This is a genomic window from Providencia sp. UF-183 (genome assembly GCF_058246155.1).
In genome coordinates this window covers 175,061-195,839 of the sequence record NZ_JBSICD010000008.1, presented here as the reverse complement: position 1 = coordinate 195,839, position 20,779 = coordinate 175,061, and the positions used below count along the sequence as shown (strand labels likewise).

General features: G+C 41.0%; 18 protein-coding genes. 11 read left to right on the top strand and 7 right to left on the bottom strand.

Annotated features, from left to right (window positions below):
* Window positions 1–15: 15 nt before the first annotated feature.
* Window positions 16–1,224, bottom strand: a complete 1,209-nt coding sequence (locus tag AC4IFT_RS10115) for an RNA-guided endonuclease InsQ/TnpB family protein (protein WP_490751258.1) — start codon at window positions 1,222–1,224, stop codon at window positions 16–18.
* Between the two features lie 22 nt (window positions 1,225–1,246).
* Here AC4IFT_RS10115 and tnpA point away from each other — a divergent pair, with 22 nt between their 5' ends.
* The 5 genes from tnpA to AC4IFT_RS10090 all read left to right on the top strand — a co-directional run bounded on the left by tnpA (window position 1,247) and on the right by AC4IFT_RS10090 (window position 4,793).
* Window positions 1,247–1,645: an IS200/IS605 family transposase gene (gene tnpA / locus AC4IFT_RS10110; RefSeq protein WP_490751257.1), complete on the top strand. Its 399-nt coding sequence runs from the start codon at window positions 1,247–1,249 to the stop codon at window positions 1,643–1,645.
* A 247-nt stretch (window positions 1,646–1,892) separates the two neighbouring features.
* Window positions 1,893–2,186, top strand: coding sequence for a LexA regulated protein (gene ybfE, locus AC4IFT_RS10105; protein ID WP_490732959.1), 294 nt, complete (start codon window positions 1,893–1,895; stop codon window positions 2,184–2,186).
* Between the two features lie 154 nt (window positions 2,187–2,340).
* Complete coding sequence (gene fldA / locus AC4IFT_RS10100) at window positions 2,341–2,868, top strand: flavodoxin FldA (RefSeq protein ID WP_004256261.1); 528 nt, start codon at window positions 2,341–2,343, stop codon at window positions 2,866–2,868.
* A gap of 266 nt (window positions 2,869–3,134) precedes the next feature.
* Window positions 3,135–3,584, top strand: a complete 450-nt coding sequence (gene fur, locus AC4IFT_RS10095) for a ferric iron uptake transcriptional regulator (protein WP_004256285.1) — start codon at window positions 3,135–3,137, stop codon at window positions 3,582–3,584.
* A 675-nt stretch (window positions 3,585–4,259) separates the two neighbouring features.
* The gene (locus AC4IFT_RS10090) at window positions 4,260–4,793 is read left to right on the top strand and encodes a bactofilin family protein (RefSeq protein ID WP_490751256.1); all 534 of its coding nucleotides are present in this window, start codon (window positions 4,260–4,262) and stop codon (window positions 4,791–4,793) included.
* A gap of 204 nt (window positions 4,794–4,997) precedes the next feature.
* On the opposite strand, the gene chiP is transcribed toward AC4IFT_RS10090, so the two are convergent.
* Together chiP and ansB are read right to left on the bottom strand one after the other, a co-directional pair.
* Window positions 4,998–6,395, bottom strand: a complete 1,398-nt coding sequence (gene chiP / locus AC4IFT_RS10085) for a chitoporin ChiP (protein ID WP_490751255.1) — start codon at window positions 6,393–6,395, stop codon at window positions 4,998–5,000.
* A 533-nt stretch (window positions 6,396–6,928) separates the two neighbouring features.
* A complete protein-coding gene (ansB, locus tag AC4IFT_RS10080; RefSeq protein ID WP_490751254.1) occupies window positions 6,929–7,972 on the bottom strand; it encodes an L-asparaginase 2 in 1,044 nt (347 codons plus the stop codon).
* Between the two features lie 193 nt (window positions 7,973–8,165).
* Between ansB and ycaO the strand changes: the two genes are divergently transcribed.
* On the top strand, window positions 8,166–9,920 hold the full coding sequence (gene ycaO, locus AC4IFT_RS10075) for a 30S ribosomal protein S12 methylthiotransferase accessory factor YcaO (RefSeq protein WP_490751253.1): 1,755 nt from the start codon (window positions 8,166–8,168) through the stop codon (window positions 9,918–9,920).
* A gap of 65 nt (window positions 9,921–9,985) precedes the next feature.
* Here the strand turns inward: ycaO and AC4IFT_RS10070 are convergent, their stop codons facing one another.
* From AC4IFT_RS10070 to AC4IFT_RS10060, 3 genes are read right to left on the bottom strand one after another with little or no spacing between them, the layout of a single operon-like run.
* Window positions 9,986–11,581, bottom strand: coding sequence for a UxaA family hydrolase (locus AC4IFT_RS10070; protein ID WP_490751252.1), 1,596 nt, complete (start codon window positions 11,579–11,581; stop codon window positions 9,986–9,988).
* A 23-nt stretch (window positions 11,582–11,604) separates the two neighbouring features.
* Window positions 11,605–12,918 (bottom strand): MFS transporter, encoded by a 1,314-nt coding sequence (locus AC4IFT_RS10065; RefSeq protein WP_490751251.1) that lies wholly within the window; start codon window positions 12,916–12,918, stop codon window positions 11,605–11,607.
* A gap of 50 nt (window positions 12,919–12,968) precedes the next feature.
* Window positions 12,969–13,862, bottom strand: a complete 894-nt coding sequence (locus tag AC4IFT_RS10060) for a dihydrodipicolinate synthase family protein (RefSeq protein ID WP_490751265.1) — start codon at window positions 13,860–13,862, stop codon at window positions 12,969–12,971.
* A gap of 343 nt (window positions 13,863–14,205) precedes the next feature.
* On the opposite strand from AC4IFT_RS10060, the gene AC4IFT_RS10055 reads away from it, so the two are divergent.
* The 4 genes from AC4IFT_RS10055 (at window position 14,206) to pflA (ending at window position 19,567) form a co-directional block, all read left to right on the top strand.
* On the top strand, window positions 14,206–14,979 hold the full coding sequence (locus AC4IFT_RS10055) for an IclR family transcriptional regulator (protein WP_490751250.1): 774 nt from the start codon (window positions 14,206–14,208) through the stop codon (window positions 14,977–14,979).
* Between the two features lie 449 nt (window positions 14,980–15,428).
* Window positions 15,429–16,286, top strand: coding sequence for a formate transporter FocA (focA, locus tag AC4IFT_RS10050; protein WP_490732975.1), 858 nt, complete (start codon window positions 15,429–15,431; stop codon window positions 16,284–16,286).
* Window positions 16,287–16,356: 70 nt separating this feature from the next.
* Window positions 16,357–18,639 carry a formate C-acetyltransferase gene (gene pflB / locus AC4IFT_RS10045; RefSeq protein WP_490751249.1) on the top strand — a complete coding sequence of 761 codons (2,283 nt, stop codon included), beginning with the start codon at window positions 16,357–16,359 and terminating at the stop codon, window positions 18,637–18,639.
* Window positions 18,640–18,778: 139 nt separating this feature from the next.
* Window positions 18,779–19,567 (top strand): pyruvate formate lyase 1-activating protein, encoded by a 789-nt coding sequence (gene pflA, locus AC4IFT_RS10040; protein WP_219249309.1) that lies wholly within the window; start codon window positions 18,779–18,781, stop codon window positions 19,565–19,567.
* Between the two features lie 47 nt (window positions 19,568–19,614).
* Here the strand turns inward: pflA and AC4IFT_RS10035 are convergent, their stop codons facing one another.
* A complete protein-coding gene (locus tag AC4IFT_RS10035; protein WP_490751248.1) occupies window positions 19,615–20,037 on the bottom strand; it encodes a DUF2000 domain-containing protein in 423 nt (140 codons plus the stop codon).
* A gap of 150 nt (window positions 20,038–20,187) precedes the next feature.
* Here AC4IFT_RS10035 and AC4IFT_RS10030 point away from each other — a divergent pair, with 150 nt between their 5' ends.
* On the top strand, window positions 20,188–20,658 hold the full coding sequence (locus tag AC4IFT_RS10030; protein ID WP_206085453.1) for an Lrp/AsnC family transcriptional regulator: 471 nt from the start codon (window positions 20,188–20,190) through the stop codon (window positions 20,656–20,658).
* The last annotated feature ends 121 nt before the right edge of the window (window positions 20,659–20,779 follow it).

The following is a 20,779-nucleotide window of genomic DNA, read 5'->3' as shown; positions in this document are numbered from 1 at the left end:
GGATTCCTACAGCGTTCAGACCGTAGCCTGACTCGCCTCGGCGGGTTCCTGCTTCAACGGGCGGTCTGACTGCCCCCTCCCTCCACAGGCAAGCACGGCATGTCCTGCCGCTAGAATGTTACGCGCCCCGTTGATATCGGCGTTTTCGGTATATCCGCATTCGAGGCACTCAAATTTACTTTGTGACTGGCGATTTTCTTTTGCTGTTTGACCACAGCAAGCACACCGCTGACTGGTATATGCCGGAGGGACAGCAAGCACCTGACCTCCGCGCCAGTGTTGCTTGTACTCAAGCTGACGGCGCATTTCGTACCAGCCCTGATCCAGTATCGAACGGTTTAAACCGGATTTGGCTCTGACGTTTCGACCGTGTTGCTTTGCTGTGCCTTTTGCCGATTTCGACATGTTACTGACATTCAAGTCCTCAATGACGATCATCGCGTGGTTTTTGCTGATTTCACTGGTGACTTTGTGCAGGTAGTCTCGCCGGATATTGGCAATATGGGAATGCAGACGCTGGATTTTTCGCTTCTGTTTCTGCCAGTTTGCACTGAACTTTTCTTTTCGGCTTAATTGTCGCTGGAGCATTGCCAGCTTACGCTGGCTTGTTTTAAAGCTATTGACGGGATGATATACCGTGCCATCTGAAAGTGTGGCGAGTTTTGCTACCCCTGCATCCAGTCCTACCATCGACTCTGCATTGTGAACGGGGTCAACTACTTCGTATTCAGTCTGGATACTGGCGTACCATTTACCACATGACTGGCTTACAGTGACATTCTTCACCGTTCCCACAACCTCACGGCTGTTGCGGTAGCGTATCCAACCGAGTTTAGGGAGAAAAATACGGTTGTTTTTCTGTTTGATCTTCACGCCCTGCGGGTAGCGAAAAGCATCATTTTGACCGCGTTTTTTGAAACGGGGAAAAGCGGCTCGTTTCTGAAAGAAATTCTTGTAGGCGCGTTCCAGATCTTTAAGCGACTGCTGCAACGGCTGTGAGGGAGATTCTTTCAGCCATTGTATCTCGGTGTCAGATTTCCACTCAATGAGCCATGAAGCCATCTTTGTATAGGGAATGTATTTGTTCCCTGCTTCGTGATTCTCATTCTGAAGTGCTAATGCCCGATTGAAAACAAAACGACAAGCCCCTGCAAAGCGCCGCATATTGCGCTCCTGCTGACCATTCGGTCTTAACTGGAATTTAAAGGCTTGTAGGCGTTTCATTTTATCTATTATATTTTGGTCTATGAAAAAAGAAACCGATATTCGCCGTGGTAGGCATTGTGTATTCCTGATGCACGTCCACTTGGTCCTTGTTACAAAATACAGCCGAAAAATATTTGATCAGGATGCGATTGAAAAACTACGAGGCTACTTCTCCAGTGTTTGTGCCGATTTCGATGTTGAACTGGTTGAAATGGATGGTGAAGGTGATCATGTTCATTTATTGATTAATTATCCGCCAAAATTGGCGAGATCTAATCTGGTTAACAGCCTTAAAGGGGTATCGAGTCGATTACTTCGACGGGATCGCCCTGATATAGCACAACGTTATTACTACAAAGGAGTTTTGTGGACACCCAGTTATTTTGCTGGGAGTTGTGGGGGCGCACCAATATCCATTATCCGCCAGTACATTGAGTAACAGCAAACACCTAGTTAGTTTAAAACCCGCGCCTTATATCCTCGTCCTGAAGGACGAGGTTTTACGGCTCACTGGATAAGTGTTCAAAAAAGCATCACCTACATAGCAAGGGGTGCTTTTTTCTTAAAACCGCGCTTTTTTTCGCCAATCAAACCTATTCCCTCGCCTTGCAGCTATAGCACTAGGGGATTAGCTAGGGTATCATGGCGCGCTGAATTATTGGCACACCCTTTTAGCAGTTATAGACATGGCAAAAGAACAAACTGATCGTACTACTCTGGATTTGTTCGCTGAGGAACGAAGGCCTGGGCGACCTAAGACAAGCCCACTATCACGGGATGAACAATTAAGGATCAACAAACGCAATCAATTAAAACGCGATAAAGTGAATGGATTGCGCCGAGTTGAACTTAAACTAAACGAAGAAGCTGTTGCTGTACTGAATCAGTTAGCTGAAGAAAAAAATATAAGCCGTAGTGAATTAATAGAAGAAATTTTGATGTCACAACTTCAACAAGTTGATGAGACAATACTCAAGTAACGCTATCTTAGTAAATCACACAAATTTGACAGACTTATAAAAGTTTTTTCGCCAGAATAAGGCATAAAATTCTATTTATTTTCGTTCTAAATGAGTTCTAGAAGTTGAGACACTCCTTCTTTCTCTCTTAGAAAAACAAGAGGTTAATCAGTTTATGGCAGTCATCGGTATTTTCTTCGGAAGTGATACAGGTAACACAGAAAATATTGCCAAAATGATCCAAGAAAGATTAGGCAAAGACGTAGCAGAAGTTCATGACATTGCAAAATGCAGCAAAGAAGACATTGAAGCTTTTGACATTCTACTTCTTGGTATTCCAACTTGGTACTACGGCGAAGCACAATGTGATTGGGATGACTTTTTCCCAACATTAGAAGAAATTGATTTTGAAGGTAAACTCGTCGCTCTCTTTGGCTGTGGAGACCAAGAAGACTATGCAGAATACTTCTGTGATGCGATGGGGACTATTCGCGATATCATCGAACCAAGAGGTGCGGTGATTGTTGGGCACTGGCCAACCGAAGGCTACCACTTCGAAGTTTCAAAAGGTATGGCAGATGACAACCACTTTATCGGATTAGCGATTGATGAAGATCGCCAACCGGAGTTAACAGATGAACGAGTGGATGCATGGGTCAAACAAATCTCTGAAGAGATGTCATTAGCTGAAATTCTTGGCTAGTCGATTAAAAACAAGCGTTACTCTTGGCCGAATTCCTTTCCGCTCAAAATGCACCATCGCGGAACGGTCATTCGGTCTAAAATAATCGATTAAATATCCTAATTGGATAGACTTATAAGAGATTATCAAAATAATGAGACAATGCATGGTTTCTATTTTTATTTTCCATGCCTATAATTGTAAATCAGTTTAGAAGACAACTGGATTTATGTTAAAAATGTCTCATTATTGTTAAATTTATGATTTAAGATACAGGACAAACCCGCATGACAGACAACAATAAAGCATTGAAAAATGCTGGACTCAAAGTCACTCTTCCAAGACTTAAGATTTTGGAAGTACTTCAGGAGCCTGAGTGCCACCACGTCAGTGCGGAAGATCTCTATAAAAAGCTGATTGATATGGGCGAAGAGATCGGGCTAGCGACTGTATACCGTGTATTGAACCAGTTTGATGATGCAGGTATCGTTACGCGCCATAATTTCGAGGGTGGAAAATCCGTATTCGAATTAACTCAGCAGCATCACCATGACCACTTAATTTGCTTAGATTGTGGTAAAGTGATTGAGTTTACTGATGAATCGATTGAAACTCGCCAAAAAAATATCGCCGCACGTCACGGTATTAAGCTGTCTAACCACAGTTTGTACTTATATGGCCACTGCGCTGATGGTGATTGCCGCGATAACGCTGACGCACACGAAGCAAAAGAGTAATAAATTAATCACCATCATATTTTGATGGTGACCCATTCTTCAAAAGCCTGATAACCACCATTATCGGGCTTTTTTTATTGTATCCATCCACCGATAAATTAAGCATTCTCAGTGAGAATATCCATAATTTCTTTCATTTACTTTATATTTATCACTAAAATATGTCGTTAAGGTGAAATATTGAAGTGTTCTATAATAAGTTGCAATTCACTTCAAATCCTTTATATTGTTTGACGGATGAACACACCTTCTCTATTTGAGAATATTTACAATGATATCATAGTGATGCATAACGTTATCTAAAATATACCTTGCATCTTTTTTTCATATCACTGTCATATAGTTTATCTAATTAACGTCTAAAATAAGTTCAGTATATTGCTATATAGTTTTACTTTTTTTAATTTAACAAACAATTTAAGTGTAATAAAAAAGTTAAATTACAACTATATGATGTAATTTGTATATTTTTAGCTAGACTTATTTGGATTGTTCTCGTACTTCGTAAGAGATTAACTGATGAAAAAAACATATCTTTTTATTAATACTAGTTTTTTCTTCTGGTTTCTTACTTTAATAGGATGGTTTTTTCGTCATACAGCCATCACCTTATTTTCATTTGTATTATCAATTCTGTTCTTGATCTTATACTTCAATCAAAAAAAGGTAAGTAAAATGTTCACCAAAAGACAAAACAAACAAACCCCTGAAGAAACCCCTACCATTCGTGAACCTGAAATTACTTCTAAGATAGAAGAACACGTTACGATATCAACGCCAACCCTTAGTGAAGAAAAATCGAATACGATAATTTCGAGGGATGTGATGTTTGAAGGTAATATTACCTCTAATGAGCAGGTCCACATTTATGGCAAAGTCGTTGGTAACATTACAGGAAAAGATAATACCGTTAAAGTTATGCTAAATGGCCAAGTGACGGGTAATATTATTTGTAAAGAGTTGATTATTAATGGTCGAGTTGAAGGTGAATGCACCTCTGAATCCATTAGCATTGAAAATAACGGCGAAGTCCATGGAACGATTCACTACAGCAGTTTATCGATTAAAAAAGGTGGCATCCTTTCTGGACAAGCTAAAGTCAAAAATAGTGTTACTCATACAGATAAAGTCACGCAATTAAAAGATAAAGTAAAACATGATGTACCTATCATCAATAATGAAGGTGATAAAGGAATTGCTTCGTTATAAAAATTTGTTTTTCTGCACTAGGATAATGACTAAATAATAAAAATAAGGTGAATGTAATCCACCTTATTTTTAATTTTCAAACTCGCAATATAAGTATATTTTCTTATTTTATTAGGCCATTTGAAACTACGTATATATGCTATGTGTGTTTTAGTCGGTTACCATCATACTTATTTCAATGGTAACCACTATTTATTTAATTCATTAAAAAACCGTAAATGGCATCATCACCATAAACTTAATATCTTTTTCATCTTGGAAGATATTTCCATAACCACCACCATAGCTAGGAATATCGGTATGGTTATCATATTTGGTAAAGTGTAATTTAAAGAGCGTATCTTTTGCTCGACCAGTTTGAACGGTATATAGAATATCAAAGTTCCATGCACTTTCTTTTAAACGCACATCTTGGGCATATTGGGTATTTGTGCTTGGCTTTGCATCCCAACCATAAATATAGGATGTACCCACTTTCCAGCCTGCGAGATCCCAATTTTTAAGGTCGTACATCACACCTGCATATAATGCTTTTTCATTGTTGGCGTTCCAGTCTGAACGACCATCCCACCAAATATCCATACGCCCATTGGATGTCGCCCAGCCCGGCGTCATGCGTTGCAAGAAGTAGCCTTGATTACCTTCCGCTTTAACATAGGTTCCCTCAACTTTAAAATCAAACTGTTCATAGGTATAGCCTAATGTCATCGCTTGCAACCATGCTAAGCCATCATAAACGTCATTGACACCGCCATCAGAAACTTTATCTTTAGAACCATAAAATTGATATGAGAGACGCAAATCGCGTTCAGCAACAGGCACGGCATACGAAACTTTAGCAAAATACTGATCCATATAGTCTTTTGCTTGACCATAAGCCCCTTCTAGCACTAAGTTATTTTTAAAATCATATTTAAACCCAATGGAATGCAAATAGCTGATCCCAGTTTTGCCATCGGCTTCACGGAAATCATACATTGAGCGATACCATGGTGCTTTATAACGGTCTGTCCACATATAGGACATGCTTAACTCACCATTTTGCTCAAAATCAAATACACCACCGACTTCCAAACCACGATAAGTCCCCGGCATGTAACTCCAGTGTGAAGCTAATAATGTTTGCCCAGTAGGTTGAATATACCCCCCTCTTCCCCAGAAAGGACCATATTTTAATTTCGCCGCCGCTTTATAAAACGTTACACCACTACGGTCGCCAGTCCATTTTTCATCCCAACGTGATTTGGCGTCACTAAAACCAATTTCATTGGGTGCAGCAGGGCCACTGTTTGATAATTCGATCGCGGTAAAACCCGCTAAATCCAAACCGATAACATCTTGAAAATAGCCAGATGAAAAGTCTAGGCTGGCATTGAATGTGGAGTGTTTAAGATTATCTGCATACTTTTTATATTTATCGCTATTTGGGTCTAAATCCTTACGAGAACGATCCCTTTGCCAGTAATAAAGTCCACCTGTGAGTTTTGAATCTTCAAGGAATTGTTCTGCGTGAGTCATTGGCTGATACGCGATAGGCAGCATCGCGATGGCGATTTTTAAGACGAGCAACTTCCTGCCAGTATTGACATGTTTATTAACCATTCTTGTATTCCTCTAATATTTTTTATGTTTTATTTTTTCGGCCGAAATACGATTTAACTTTCCATTTAAATCTAAATATTCACAATAACTTATGTTATTTGTGATGTGATTAGCCTATTTTTTGCGACGCGAATTATCAACACAGATACTGGCTTTGTTGCCAAAATATGATCGACGACACATTAATTTTAATTAACCGTCATTATCACACATGATGTTTTTTCACAGGGTGAGATTCAACCAATTGATTTAATAAAGAAATAAAAGAGGCCTTACGATTCATTTGAATTAGATTAAAACAAATAAATTGCTAATTAGTGATTTAAATTTTCCAATAATGCCGTAATTTTGCGTAGCCTATCACCACATTGACATTAAATATTGAGTTTGCCCCAAAAATTCGCCTCAATTTTACGAACATGCTTCAATTTACTGAAAAATATTTTCATTTCTTGTTTATGGTGAATTACCATAAAATTAACGGGAGACAGAAAACTGCCTCCCGCTACATTAACGACTAAAACACATTCAGTTTAATATTTCTCAAACATTGCCTGAATTTTCTGTGGATCTTTCGTTTCAGTTAACGCTAATTGTAATAACACGCGAGCTTTTTGCGGATTTAATCTTTCCGATGCCACAAAACCATATAAATTATCATCAACCTCGGCATTACGAGTTGTATAGCCTGTTGGAACGCGACTTGCACGTACCACAACCACATCCTCTTTTGCTGCCTTCGCTAATGCATCAAATACCGTTTTATACATGTTGCCGTTACCAACACCTGCGCTGATAATCCCCTCTACGCCTTCCTCTCTCAATGCTTTAACAGGAGCAGCGGATGCATTGGCATAGTTATAAACGATACCCACCGCGGGTAATTTCTCTAACTTACTCACATCGAATGCAGCTTTGTCACCACGTGGCTGAGGGGCTTGGAAATAGGTCACTTTGCCATCGTGAATAAAGCCCTCAGCACCTGCGTTAACCGCATCAAATGCCTGTACTTCTGTTGTGCTCATTTTCATCACATTACGGCCTTGAACCACTTTATCGTTCATCGCCATAAGCACACCGCGGTCACCTGCTGATTTATCCGTTGCAAGTACCACTGCGTTATACAAATTTAGCGGGCCATCCGCGCCCAGTGCAGTTGATGGGCGCATCGCCCCGACTAACACAATAGGTTTCTTACAATAGGTTGTTAAATCAAGGAAAAAGGCCGTTTCTTCTAGCGTATCTGTTCCGTGAGTGATCACAAATCCGTCAGTTTTATCGCAGTCCTGATTTATTTTTTTCGCCAACGTCAACCAAACTTGGTCATTCATATCTTGCGAACCGATATTCACCAACTGCTCACCACTTAAATTGGCGATTTTCTTGGTTTCTGGCACTGCATTAATTAACGCATCAATACCCACTTTACCCGCTTGATAGCTAGAAGACGTTGCTGAATCCCCGCCCCCAGCAATGGTTCCCCCCGTTGCCAATACTGTAATATTCGGCTGAGCGATAGCAGATACGGCAAACAGTGAAACCAGTGTTGCGAGCAGCGCTTTATTTCTGTTTTTCATCCTATTTTCCTTTCATTAATAAACTTCAGTTATTATGTGGAATTATGCTGAATTTATTGTGATCTATATAATTATTTTAGGATAAATAATGAGTTTTAAGATGATTTATCTATGAATGAATAAAAAGCGTGAGGTTGAGACAAAAATCCGTATGATAGCCCGTTTGACACACTCTATTCACAAGTGACTGACAATGAGCCAAACATTTATCCCCGGCAAAGACGCCGCTCTTGAAGACTCCATTGATGCATTCCAAACCAAATTAAAAAAATTGGGGTTTGATATTGAAGAAGCGTCATGGTTAAACCCTGTACCAAACGTTTGGTCAGTACATATTCGCGATAAAGAGTGCCCTCTTTGCTTTACCAATGGTAAAGGTGCGAGCAAGAAAGCCGCGTTAGCCTCTGCCCTTGGAGAGTATTTCGAACGTTTATCGACTAACTACTTCTTTGCTGATTTCTACTTGGGTAAATCTATCTCTGAAGGTGACTTTGTCCACTATCCAAATGAAAAATGGTTCCCACTCACAGAAGATGACAGCCTGCCTGAAGGCTTGTTAGACAGTCGTTTGATTAAGTTCTATGACCCTGATGAGGCATTGGCTGCAAGCCAGCTCATTGACCTGCAATCAGGCAATGAAGAACGCGGCATTTGTGCCCTGCCATTTACACGCCAGTCTGATGACAAAACCGTCTATATTCCTATGAATATTGTTGGGAACTTATACGTTTCTAACGGTATGTCCGCAGGTAACACCGCAAACGAAGCGCGTGTACAAGGGCTTTCTGAAGTATTTGAACGCTTTGTGAAAAACAAAATTATCGCGGAAAGCATCAGCTTACCGGCGATCCCAGCAGATGTGATGGCGCGTTACCCAAGCGTAGTGGAAGCGATTGATACCCTTGAAAAAGAAGGCTTCCCAATTTTCTGCTACGACGCGTCATTAGGTGGAAAATACCCTGTCATTTGCGTGGTGCTATTTAATCCGCAAAATGGCACTTGCTTCGCGTCATTCGGCGCACACCCTGACTTTGGTGTTGCCCTTGAGCGTACCGTCACTGAATTATTGCAAGGGCGCGGCTTAAAAGACTTAGACGTCTTTAATGCACCGACTTTTGATGATGAAGAAGTCGCTGAACACACTAACCTTGAAACTCACTTTATTGATTCAAGCGGTTTAATCAGCTGGGATCTGTTCAAAGATGATGCGGATTATGAATTTGCTGATTGGAGCTTCAAAGGCACGACACAGGAAGAATTTACAACGCTTATCCGTATTTTCAATACCTTAGATGCCGAAGTTTACATCGCGGATTATAACCATTTAGGCGTGTACGCATGTCGCATTTTAGTACCGGGCATGTCAGATATCTACCCTGTTGAAGATTTGCATATTGCGAACAACGCAATGGGCGCCTACTTGCGTGATACCATCATCGGTTTACCGGATAGCCAATGGGAAAAACAAGACTACCTTGCCCTGATTGAGCAATTGGACGATGACGGTTTAGACGATTTTACCCGTGTACGTGAGCTGCTTGGTTTAGCTGTTGGCAAAGACAATGGTTGGAGCAACCTGCGCATCGGCGAGCTAAAATCGATGTTAGCCCTTGCAGGTGGTGACCTCGAGCAAGCCCTTGCATGGGTTGAGTGGACGCAAGACTTTAACAGTTCGGTGTTCACCCCTGAACGTGCAAATTACTACCGCTGCTTGCAAACATTGCTGCTATTATCGCAAGAAGAAGAAAGAAACCCTGCGCAATACTACAATGCGTTTGTCCGTATGTATGGGCAAGAAGCTGTCGATGCAGCTTCCGCCGCTGTTGCGGGTGAGTCTTGCTTCTATGGTCTGTGGTCAATCGATGACGAGCTAAAAGCGCTGCCTGCTCACCAAGCGCTGCTTGCAGCTTATGAAAAACTGCAAAAAGCCAAACGTGCTAACGGGTAATTGAGCCCATACGTTGACGGGAAGCCTTTCCCGTCAACATTTACCGCGTTATCTATTTATACACATCATAAATCTAGGGAACGTTTCCACAATAAGAAATCAAATTGCTCTAAACGATCCGCTTTCACTTGGTAATCACCACTTGCCGTTTCAATCACCCGTTCAAAAAGCCCCTGACTGATTGTCGGTAGAGGTACACCATCAATAATTGGCCCACAATCATAATCAATCATATCAGATAGGCGTTCCGCTATCGCACTGTTAGTGGAGATTTTTAACACAGGTACAATTGGGTTACCCGTTGGTGTACCTAGCCCCGTCGAAAAAATAACCACATTACAACCTGCGGCAACAAGGCCTGTTACTGCATCCACATCATTCCCCGGCGTACAAACTAGTGACAACCCGCTCTCTGGCATGGGTTCTGCATAATCACACACTGCACTTATGGGTGAAGTACCGCCTTTTTTAGCCGCACCGGTGGACTTTATTGCATCGGTAATTAAGCCATCTGCAATATTGCCGGGGCTTGGGTTATCTGCAATGGTGGTATTAAAGAAATTTGCCGTTTTTTCATAGCGCTCCATCAATTCGAGAAATTTCTTTTTATCATCGAAAGATACGCAACGTTTCACCATATCCCCTTCTGCACCACATAATTCAGGGAATTCTGCCAAGCCAGATGCGCCACCTAACGTGACCAACCAATCAGAAACGAGCCCCATCGCAGGGTTACCAGAAATGCCTGAAAAACCATCAGATGCCCCGCATTTCACCCCCAGTTTGAGATGGGATAACGGTACATCGACCCTCGAGTGTGGCTTGACCGCTTTCATGCACTCATAGGTTTGTCTGAGTGCAGTTTGCATCATTTCCTCTTCGCTATTCCACTCTTGCTGGCGAAAATAGAGTGCTGGTTTATCAAAATTTGGGTTACGGGCTGCCAGTGACTCTTTAAACATTTTACGCTGCGCTTTTTCACACCCTAAACTAAACACAGTAATACCAATCACATTGGGGTGATCTGCATAAGCCGCCAGCACATCACACATAGTTTTACTGTCCGATGTCGCACCACCGCAGCCGCTGGTGACCGTAATACATCGAACCCCTTCAATGTGTGGAAATAGTTTTGGTTTTGCTGTCGGTGCTTGTGTTCCTGCGGTTAAGTCTAATGCAAAACTTTTCAAGCTGTTATTGGTGTAGCCTAACGCATCATTCAAAGCATCGGTTAACTTCGTCACATTGCGGTTTTCGCAAAATACTAACGGAAAAATTAACCAGTAATTCGCAGTGCCTACACGCCCATCATCCCGCACATACCCTTGGAAAGTACGGTTCTCATAAGCAGAAACATCGGGAGCTTTCCATTCGTATGGTGAATCATTTTCTAAGGAAACAGGGGCTGCATAGTGGCGAATATTGTTTACCGTGATGGCTTCGCCTTTAGCGATTGGCTGAGTCGCTTTACCCACTGCCGTGCCATACATGGATACCACACCATCGACGGGTACCGCTTCTAATGCAAATTTGTGTTTAGCCTTCACATCGGTCACTAAGGCAATTTCGTCATTCCCCCAGTGGTAAACTTCCCCAGCCTGTAAGTCTTTCAAGGCAACAATCAGGTTGTCGCTTTCATCAATTCGTAAAATCTTTTGCATGTCACACCTTCCAATTGTTGTCTTTAATTTGACGACAAAACTCTATGGTCATTTTTATGGGAATTCTTTTTGAGTAACGCAATTAACACAGCACAACCCACGGTTATTACAGACAATGTCATGATCCCCGCCGTGTTGCTGTTCATCATTTTATCCACTTCAACACGGATGATAGGCGCAAGGAATGAACAAAATGCCCCCATTGTGGTACAAAAACCGATCCCCGCGGCTAATGCAGGGCCACTGAGTAATTGAGGTGGGAACGTCCAGAAAACAGGTTGAACCGATAAAAAACCCACTGCGCTTAAGCACAACGCCGCAATGGCAAAAACAGGGCTGGCAAATGCCGATAGTGCTAAGCCCACTGCCGCAGCTAACATGCACAGAACAGAGATTTCAACACGACGAGTTGGATGGCGATCAGCAAAACGCGGGATATAGTAGACACCAAAAGCGGAACAAGCCCACGGAATAGCAGCCACCAGCGACTGTTTGAACCCTAAACTTTCCCCCATTAACGAGGCCACTTGGGAAGGTAAAAAGAACATCAAACCATACACTGATATTTGGATGGTGCCGTAAATCAGTGCAAGGTGCCACACTTTGGTATTTTTAAGTGCCGAAAGGACTGAGGTGGTTTCTGTTTTTGCATTTTCTTTCGCAAGCTGTTCTGTTAGCACTTTTTTCTCTTCATCAGTTAAAAAACGCGCTTTTTCAGGGCTATCGTCCAGATAAAAGAAGGCAAAAATACCAATAACAACCGCAGGTAAACCTTCGATAACAAACATCCAGAACCAGCCCGGACGGCCTAGCCAGCCATGTAACTCTAATAATGCACCAGAAAGTGGAGAGCCCAACGTCAATGCGAGAGGCACGCCTAAAACAAAAATGCCAATCACCGAGCCACGGACGTTATTCGGGAAATAAATTGACGCTAATAATAAAATTCCCGGATAGAAACCCGCTTCCCCTAGCCCCAATAAGAAGCGCAAAATAATAAATTGCGTTTCATTAGTGACAAAGCCTGTCATCGCAGACAGCACGCCCCAGATGATGGTGGTGATACTCAACCATTTTTGAGCACCGATTTTGTTTAAAATTAGGTTTGCGGGGATACCAAATAATGCATAAGCCGCAAAGAAAATCCCTGCCCCAAACGCAAATGCAGAGTCCGATAACCCGATATCTAACTGCATGGCATCTTTGGCAAAGCCAACATTCACTCGGTCAATAAATGCAACGAAATACAAAATAAACATCAGGGGTACTAAACGTTTCCACGACTTTTTAATCGCGGAGTTTAAAACAGGATTGTTATAAGCTTGTGTTGTCGCCATGATATTTTTCCCTGTCGGTAAGATGTTCTATTGTGTTGTTATAGGAAAGATCAGAGCGGTAAATCAGCCAGTGCTAATAATTGCTGAAGTTGCTCTGTCTGTACACTGCTCAATCCAATAAAGGGTGAGGTACAACGGTCTGAATTAATTACCCCTTTCAATTGCAACGCTTTTTTAAAGGTTGGAATAAACGGAGAATTCACGCCGTAAATGGCCATCAGTTGGTCAACACGTTGTTGATGTTTAGCAACGAGCGCTAAATCGCCTTTTGTAAAGGCTTGCATCCATGAAGAAAAAAACTGTGGAATAATATTTGAAAGTCCACCAATACAACCACTTCCACCCGATAACACCACATGGGCAAAGTTGTTGTCGTAACCTGCGTAGACTTCAAAGTGAGGAATACGGGATTTCACCACATCAATGACTTGCGCCGTATGATTGGTATCGGGAATGGTATCTTTTAAACCAATAATATGAGGGTACTTGTCTGCTAAGCGTAAACACACCTCAGGAGATACGGAATACCCTGTACGCTCAGGGAAGTTATAAATAAAGATTTTTGCTGAGGTTTTTTCCGCAATGGTACTGTAAAAGCGAAATACGCCCTCGTCATCCAATGGGAAATAATATGGGCTAATAATCATCACCCCATCAACCCCTTGCTCGTTCGCATAATTGGCTAGTTCAATCGATTCATTAACATCCAATCGGCTCGCTCCTGCATAGACCTTCATATCCCCTTTAGGGTAATGACCACAAAGGTCAATCAAGGTCTTCGAACTGTCCATGTCTAACGCAAAAAACTCCCCTGTACTGCCCATTGTGACAAAACCCGATACCTTTCCACTTAGCGAATCATAGACTTGTCGATTTTGTTCCGTATCAACGCGGCCTTTGTCATCAAAAATAGTTACAACAGGGGTGATATAGCGACTTTCCATACTGAATGACTCCATCTTGTTATTGTTCATATATACAAACCTCATTCATAAATAAAAACAAGATTAAATAACCATGAAAAATGAATTGAGTCAAATTTGAACAAAGTCAAAATAAAAATGCTTTAATCATTTGATTTAAATGAAATAAATATGATTTTATTGCTTGTGTTAAAAACAAAAAGGGCATTTTTTATTGGTAAATTTTGAACAGGATCACGACTTTTGCCATCAAGCACACAATGTCATTGAATAGATTTAGAAAAGAAATGGGTTTTTGCGAGTGATTTACATAGTGCAGTTTTGAACCTAGAATAGCGGCACAATTAATCAGGGAGGTGGTTCAATGTCTACCGGACACATGCCGACAATTCGTGTTTTAGAGGTACTTCAAGTATTAGCAGCTGAAAACACAGGGTTATCTTTAACACAACTTTCTGATAAAACAGGCATTTTAAAAGGGACTATTTACCCTATTCTAAAAACGTTGGTTGAACACCGTTATATTAATTACGATGATAACAGCCAGCTTTATTACCTTGGCATCGCCTGCTCAATTCTTTCTCGGGTTTTCTTCGAAAAATCGTATTGGCTGAAAATGATCCACCGCGAGATGGGGGTGATTGTTGAGCAATGTAACGAAGTTTGCCAAATGGGCATTTTAGATGGTGCTGATGTCTTGTATATAGATAAAGTGCAATCTGCACAAAAAGTCCAGTTAGTCTCCAGTATTGGCACCCGCTTACCCGCTATCTATTCAGCGCTTGGTAAGGCAATGATTTTTAACTACAGTGATGAACAAATTTCCCAGCTTTATCCCGCAGGTTTCACACCGCTGACACAATACAGTGTTCACACGCTGCCACAATTACGCGAGCAACTAAACGCCGTAAAAGAAAATGGCTATGCCATTGATAATAAAGAAATCAATGAAGAAACCATCTGCTATGCGGTCGCATTACGCCAACGAAACAAAATTATTGCCGCTATCAGTGTGTCTATCCCCACCTTCCGCGCTAACAATGAAAAAATTGCCCAAGTCATCGAAACGCTGTTAACCAGTCGCGAACGCATCGAACAAGAACTTAACACGCTCGATAATATTGAATTTTATAGATAATAAAATTCAATATTGGCAAATAGAGTCTAAAATGATCTGTAACAATGTTTTTTGTATGCCATATTATTTATTGATTGTTAGCAAAATATGACAATTTAGCGTGAATGCAACAGATGGTTTCTGAGGTTTATATCAATAAATCCAGTGCTAAATTTAGACATAAGTTAAATACCGTAGCAAAGGGTTCATATTGCACTTAAATAATTAACATTTATGTTCATATTTTCACTTTTGATGTCGCTAAAAATGCTCTTTATAAAAATTTTTAATAAAATTTAAAAAATATTTAATTCATACTTTTCAATTGGTTAGTTCAAAAATTAACAATTTATCAACCATTCTAGGGGTATTCTCGCGAGTGTTCATGATCCATATCAAATTTCTCACTTATCCCCTTTGTTACTATTATTGCGTGCTATAATTAATCAACTTTGTAAGAGAGTGTTAGTATGAAAGCTGACAACCCTTTTAATTTATTGCCACCTGCTGTAATGGCGCAAGTCGCGGATGATGCTGGCTTTTATAAAGCGAACAAACATCCTGCAATTACTTACTTGTCAGCATTCACTGCCGGTATTTTTATTTCTATTGCTTTTGTTTTCTATATTACTGCAACAACTGGGGCTGCCGACGCACCGTATGGCTTTACCAAACTGATTGGTGGGATTTGTTTCTCACTCGGCTTAATGTTAGTCGTTGTTTGTGGTGCCGACCTTTTCACTTCCACTGTCTTAACTATCGTTTCTAAAGCCACGGGTAAAATTACTTGGGGGCAAATGTTCCGCAATTGGTTCAATGTGTATATTGGCAACCTAATTGGTGCTCTATTCTTCGTCGCTATTATTTGGTTTGCTGGGCAATACACCGCGGCTAATGGCCTGTGGGGATTAAATGTCTTACAAACCAGTAGCCATAAATTGCACCATACCTTTGTTGAGGCAGTTGCACTCGGAATTTTAGCAAACTTAATGGTTTGTCTAGCTGTTTGGATGAGTTATGCAGGTCGCAGTTTAACCGATAAACTGGTTGTTTTAGTTCTGCCTGTTGCGATGTTTGTTGCCAGCGGATTTGAACATAGCATCGCAAACATGTTTATGATCCCATTAGGGATTATGATTAAAGAATTCGCTCCAGCTGAATATTGGACACAAATCAATATGGCACCTGAGCAGTTTTCGCACTTAACGATTGGAAATTTTATTACAGATAACTTAATTCCAGTCACTATCGGAAATATTATTGGCGGCGCACTTTTAGTCGGCCTCATTTACTGGTTTATGCATTTACGTGGTGGCAAAAAACATTAATCGCCACTGACACACACGAAAAGATTTATTAAGATCCCTAAAAGATCCACTGTTAAAAGGTAAAAGTATCATGTCCGAATTAAATGAAAAATTCGCTTTAGCATGGCAAGGTTTTAACCAAGGTGACTGGCAGAAAAACGTCAACGTACGTGACTTCATCCAGAAAAACTACACTCCATATGAAGGTGATGAATCTTTCTTAGCAGGCTCTACCCCAGTAACTGACTCGCTGTGGGATAAAGTTATGGAAGGGATCAAAATCGAAAACCGCACACATGCGCCTGTTGATTTTGATACAGATGTTGCTTCAACCATCACTTCCCATGATGCAGGTTACATTACTAAAGAATTAGAAAAAGTCGTTGGTTTACAAACTGATGAACCTCTGAAACGTGGTCTTATCCCGTTCGGCGGTATCAAAATGGTTGAAAGCTCATGTAAAGCCTACGACCGTACATTAGACCCAACTGTGAAAAAAATCTTCACAGAATACCGTAAAACTCATAACCAAGGTGTTTTCGACGTTTATACGCCAGACATCTTAAAATGCCGTAAATCAGGTGTGTTAACCGGTTTACCAGATGCATACGGTCGTGGTCGTATCATCGGTGACTACCGTCGCGTTGCGCTGTACGGTATTGATTTCCTGATGAAAGACAAGTTCCAACAATTCACTTCTCTACAAGAAAAATTAGAGAAAGGTGAAGATTTACAAATGACTATCCAACTGCGCGAAGAAATTGCTGAACAGCACCGTGCACTGGGTCAAATGAAAGAAATGGCTGCGAAATACGGTTATGATATTTCTGCACCAGCAACTAACGCACAAGAAGCAGTACAGTGGACTTACTTCGGCTATTTAGCTGCGGTTAAATCACAAAACGGTGCGGCAATGTCATTTGGTCGTGTTTCTACTTTCTTAGACGTGTATATCCAACGCGATATCGAAGAAGGCAAAATCACTGAGCAAGAAGCGCAAGAACTGATTGACCACTTAGTCATGAAACTGCGTATGGTCCGTTTCTTACGTACCCCTGAATACGATGAGCTGTTCTCTGGTGACCCAATTTGGGCAACTGAATCTTTAGCAGGTATGGGTCTTGATGGCCGTACACTGGTAACAAAAAGTACTTTCCGTTTCTTGAACACACTGTATACCATGGGCCCATCTCCTGAGCCAAACATGACTATCCTGTGGTCAGAAAAACTGCCAATGAATTTCAAAAAATTCGCGGCGAAAGTGTCTATCGATACCTCATCAGTTCAGTACGAAAATGATGACCTGATGCGTCCTGACTTTGATAACGACGACTATGCAATCGCATGTTGCGTTAGCCCAATGATTGTGGGTAAACAAATGCAGTTCTTCGGTGCTCGCGCTAACTTAGCGAAAACCATGCTGTATACCATCAATGGTGGTGTGGACGAAAAACTGAAAATGCAAGTGGGCCCTAAACACTCGCCAATCATGGATGAAGTCCTTGATTTCGATACCGTGATGGACAAAATGGACCACTTTATGGATTGGTTAGCGACGCAATACGTCACTGCGTTGAACATCATCCACTACATGCACGATAAATACAGCTATGAAGCATCGCTGATGGCTCTGCATGACCGTGATGTTTACCGTACAATGGCATGTGGTATCGCAGGTCTGTCTGTTGCTGCTGACTCACTGTCTGCTATCAAATACGCAAAAGTTAAACCTATCCGTGACGAAGACGGCATCGCTGTTGACTTCGAAATCGAAGGTGAATACCCACAATTTGGTAACAATGACTCACGTGTTGATGACATCGCTTGTGACTTAGTTGAACGTTTCATGAAGAAAATTCAGAAACTGCAAACTTACCGTAACGCGGTACCAACTCAGTCAATTCTGACCATCACTTCAAACGTTGTGTATGGTAAGAAAACAGGTAACACACCAGATGGTCGTCGCTCAGGTGCACCATTCGGACCAGGTGCAAACCCAATGCACGGCCGTGACCAAAAAGGTGCTGTCGCTTCTCTGACTTCTGTTGCTAAACTGCCATTTGCTTATGCAAAAGACGGTATCTCTTATACCTTCTCTATCGTACCAAATGCGTTAGGTAAAGATGACGATGTTCGTAAAACTAACTTAGCAGGTCTGATGGATGGTTACTTCCACCACGAAGCGTCTATTGAAGGCGGCCAGCACCTGAACGTTAACGTTATGAACCGTGAAATGCTGTTAGAAGCGATGGAAAACCCAGAGAAATATCCACAGCTGACTATCCGTGTATCAGGTTATGCAGTGCGTTTTAACTCACTGACTAAAGAACAACAGCAAGACGTTATTACTCGTACTTTCACAAGTTCAATGTAATAATTAGCTCATTAAAATAAAGTAAATTAAAGACCCCGCTTTATGGGGTCTTTTTATCTATACTGTCAGTTAAAGACTACAAATCACTATTTTATGCATAAAGTCTTAGAAGTATGACGGATATTTTGGAGTACCTGCTATGTCTGCCGAAATTATTACAACAACCGATATCACTAAAACGGAAGCTCCAGCAACATTAGGCCGTATTCATTCATTTGAATCTTGTGGCACTGTTGATGGTCCCGGTATTCGTTTTATTGTCTTTTTCCAAGGCTGCTTAATGCGTTGCCTGTATTGCCACAACCGCGATACTTGGGATACCCACGGCGGTAATATTGTCACCGTCGATGAATTAATGAAAGAAGCCGTCACTTATCGCCACTTTATGAATGCTACGGGCGGTGGTGTCACGGCCTCTGGTGGTGAAGCTATTTTACAAGCCGAGTTCGTACGTGATTGGTTCCGTGCTTGTAAAAAAGAGAATATCCATACTTGTTTAGATACTAACGGCTTTGTCCGTCGTTATGATCCTGTGATTGACGAACTCATGGATGTTACTGATTTGGTGATGTTGGATTTAAAACAAATTAACGATGATATTCACCAAAAATTAGTCGGTGTATCCAATCACCGCACTTTAGAGTTTGCGCAATATTTAGCTAAACGTAATCAAAAAACGTGGGTCCGATATGTCGTTGTTCCAGGCTGGAGCGATGACGACCATTCCGTGCATCTGCTCGGTGAATTTACCAAGGATATGAGCAATATCGAAAAAATCGAATTATTGCCTTACCATGAACTTGGTAAACACAAATGGGAAACCATGGGTGAAGAATATAAACTTGATGGAGTTAAACCGCCGTCAAAAGAAGTGATGGAGCGCGTCAAAAATATCCTTGAAAGTTATGGTCATAAAGTCATGTACTAACCAATTTGAGGCTCTTAATAGAGCCTCTTCTTTATCTGCCATTATTCCTATCTAAATAAAGGTAAATGACCAATAAGCTGAGTCACTGCCTTTTTATTTCCCACCAGCCCAATGCCCGCTAATTGAATATTTTTATATTCATGTTCTGATAATTTTTGCTGATACTCATCATAAGTGCGGCACGACTGCGCTAATAAGCTAAATGGAATGATATAAATTTCACTTTCCTTTAATGCAGCCACTTCAATATCTTTAATATACTGTTCTGGCGATTTTAAAATCGGTAAAGGCGCATAAATTACCCCTGGATAATGAATATTATCCGCACTGTTTAAATCCTCCCCCACCATATTATTAACTTTATTTCCTAAACTCACACCAATCACACTGGCTGCATTCATAGCAAGCCCATTAGATAAATCCTGATTGACGACGATCGCGCAGCGATACTCAGCTGGATTAAATATCATTTCTGTCCCCTACTGTTTTTAATTGTGTTCAATTTCCCGATAATTATGGCATTTAAAGAAAGAAATAGGCTTTCTAACTCAGCTATGGCAAGCTAGTTATTCGGTAATTTTTTTCTCTAATCATTCCAAAAAAGGTAGAAATTTTCATTTATGGCAATAGATAAGACAGAAACAAAAATTCTCTCACTACTACAGGAAGACGCGCGGATCACCAACCATGAACTGGCTGAAAAAGTGGGTATGTCAGCCTCACCTTGCTGGCGTAGAGTTAAAAAACTCGAAGAAGATAATATTATTCAAGGCTATCGCGCGATTTTAAACCGCAAGAAAATTGGCTTAGGTGTCATGGTATTTGTGCGCGTAATTATTGACAGCGATAGCGAGGCGGAAGCACAAAAATTCGAGCAAGAAGTTAGTGAGCTTGAAAACGTTGTTGCCTGTTATAGCATTGGTGGTGATACTGATTTTTTATTACAGGTGGTTTCTCATGACTTAGATTCTTACGCAGATTTTGCGATGTCAGTCATTCGTAGATTACCCGGTATTAAAGAGATGCAAAGTATGTTTGTATTAAAAGAAATCAAACCGCTTGATGCTTACCCTATATCTATTTTTGAATGATTTATCAAAGTCTACCTTACTCTTTATAATGGTTATTAATTATATTTTATTCGTACAATAACCATTTTCTAGAAACAGCCGCCCTATTTAAAGTAAAAATAACCCTACATACAACCAAAAA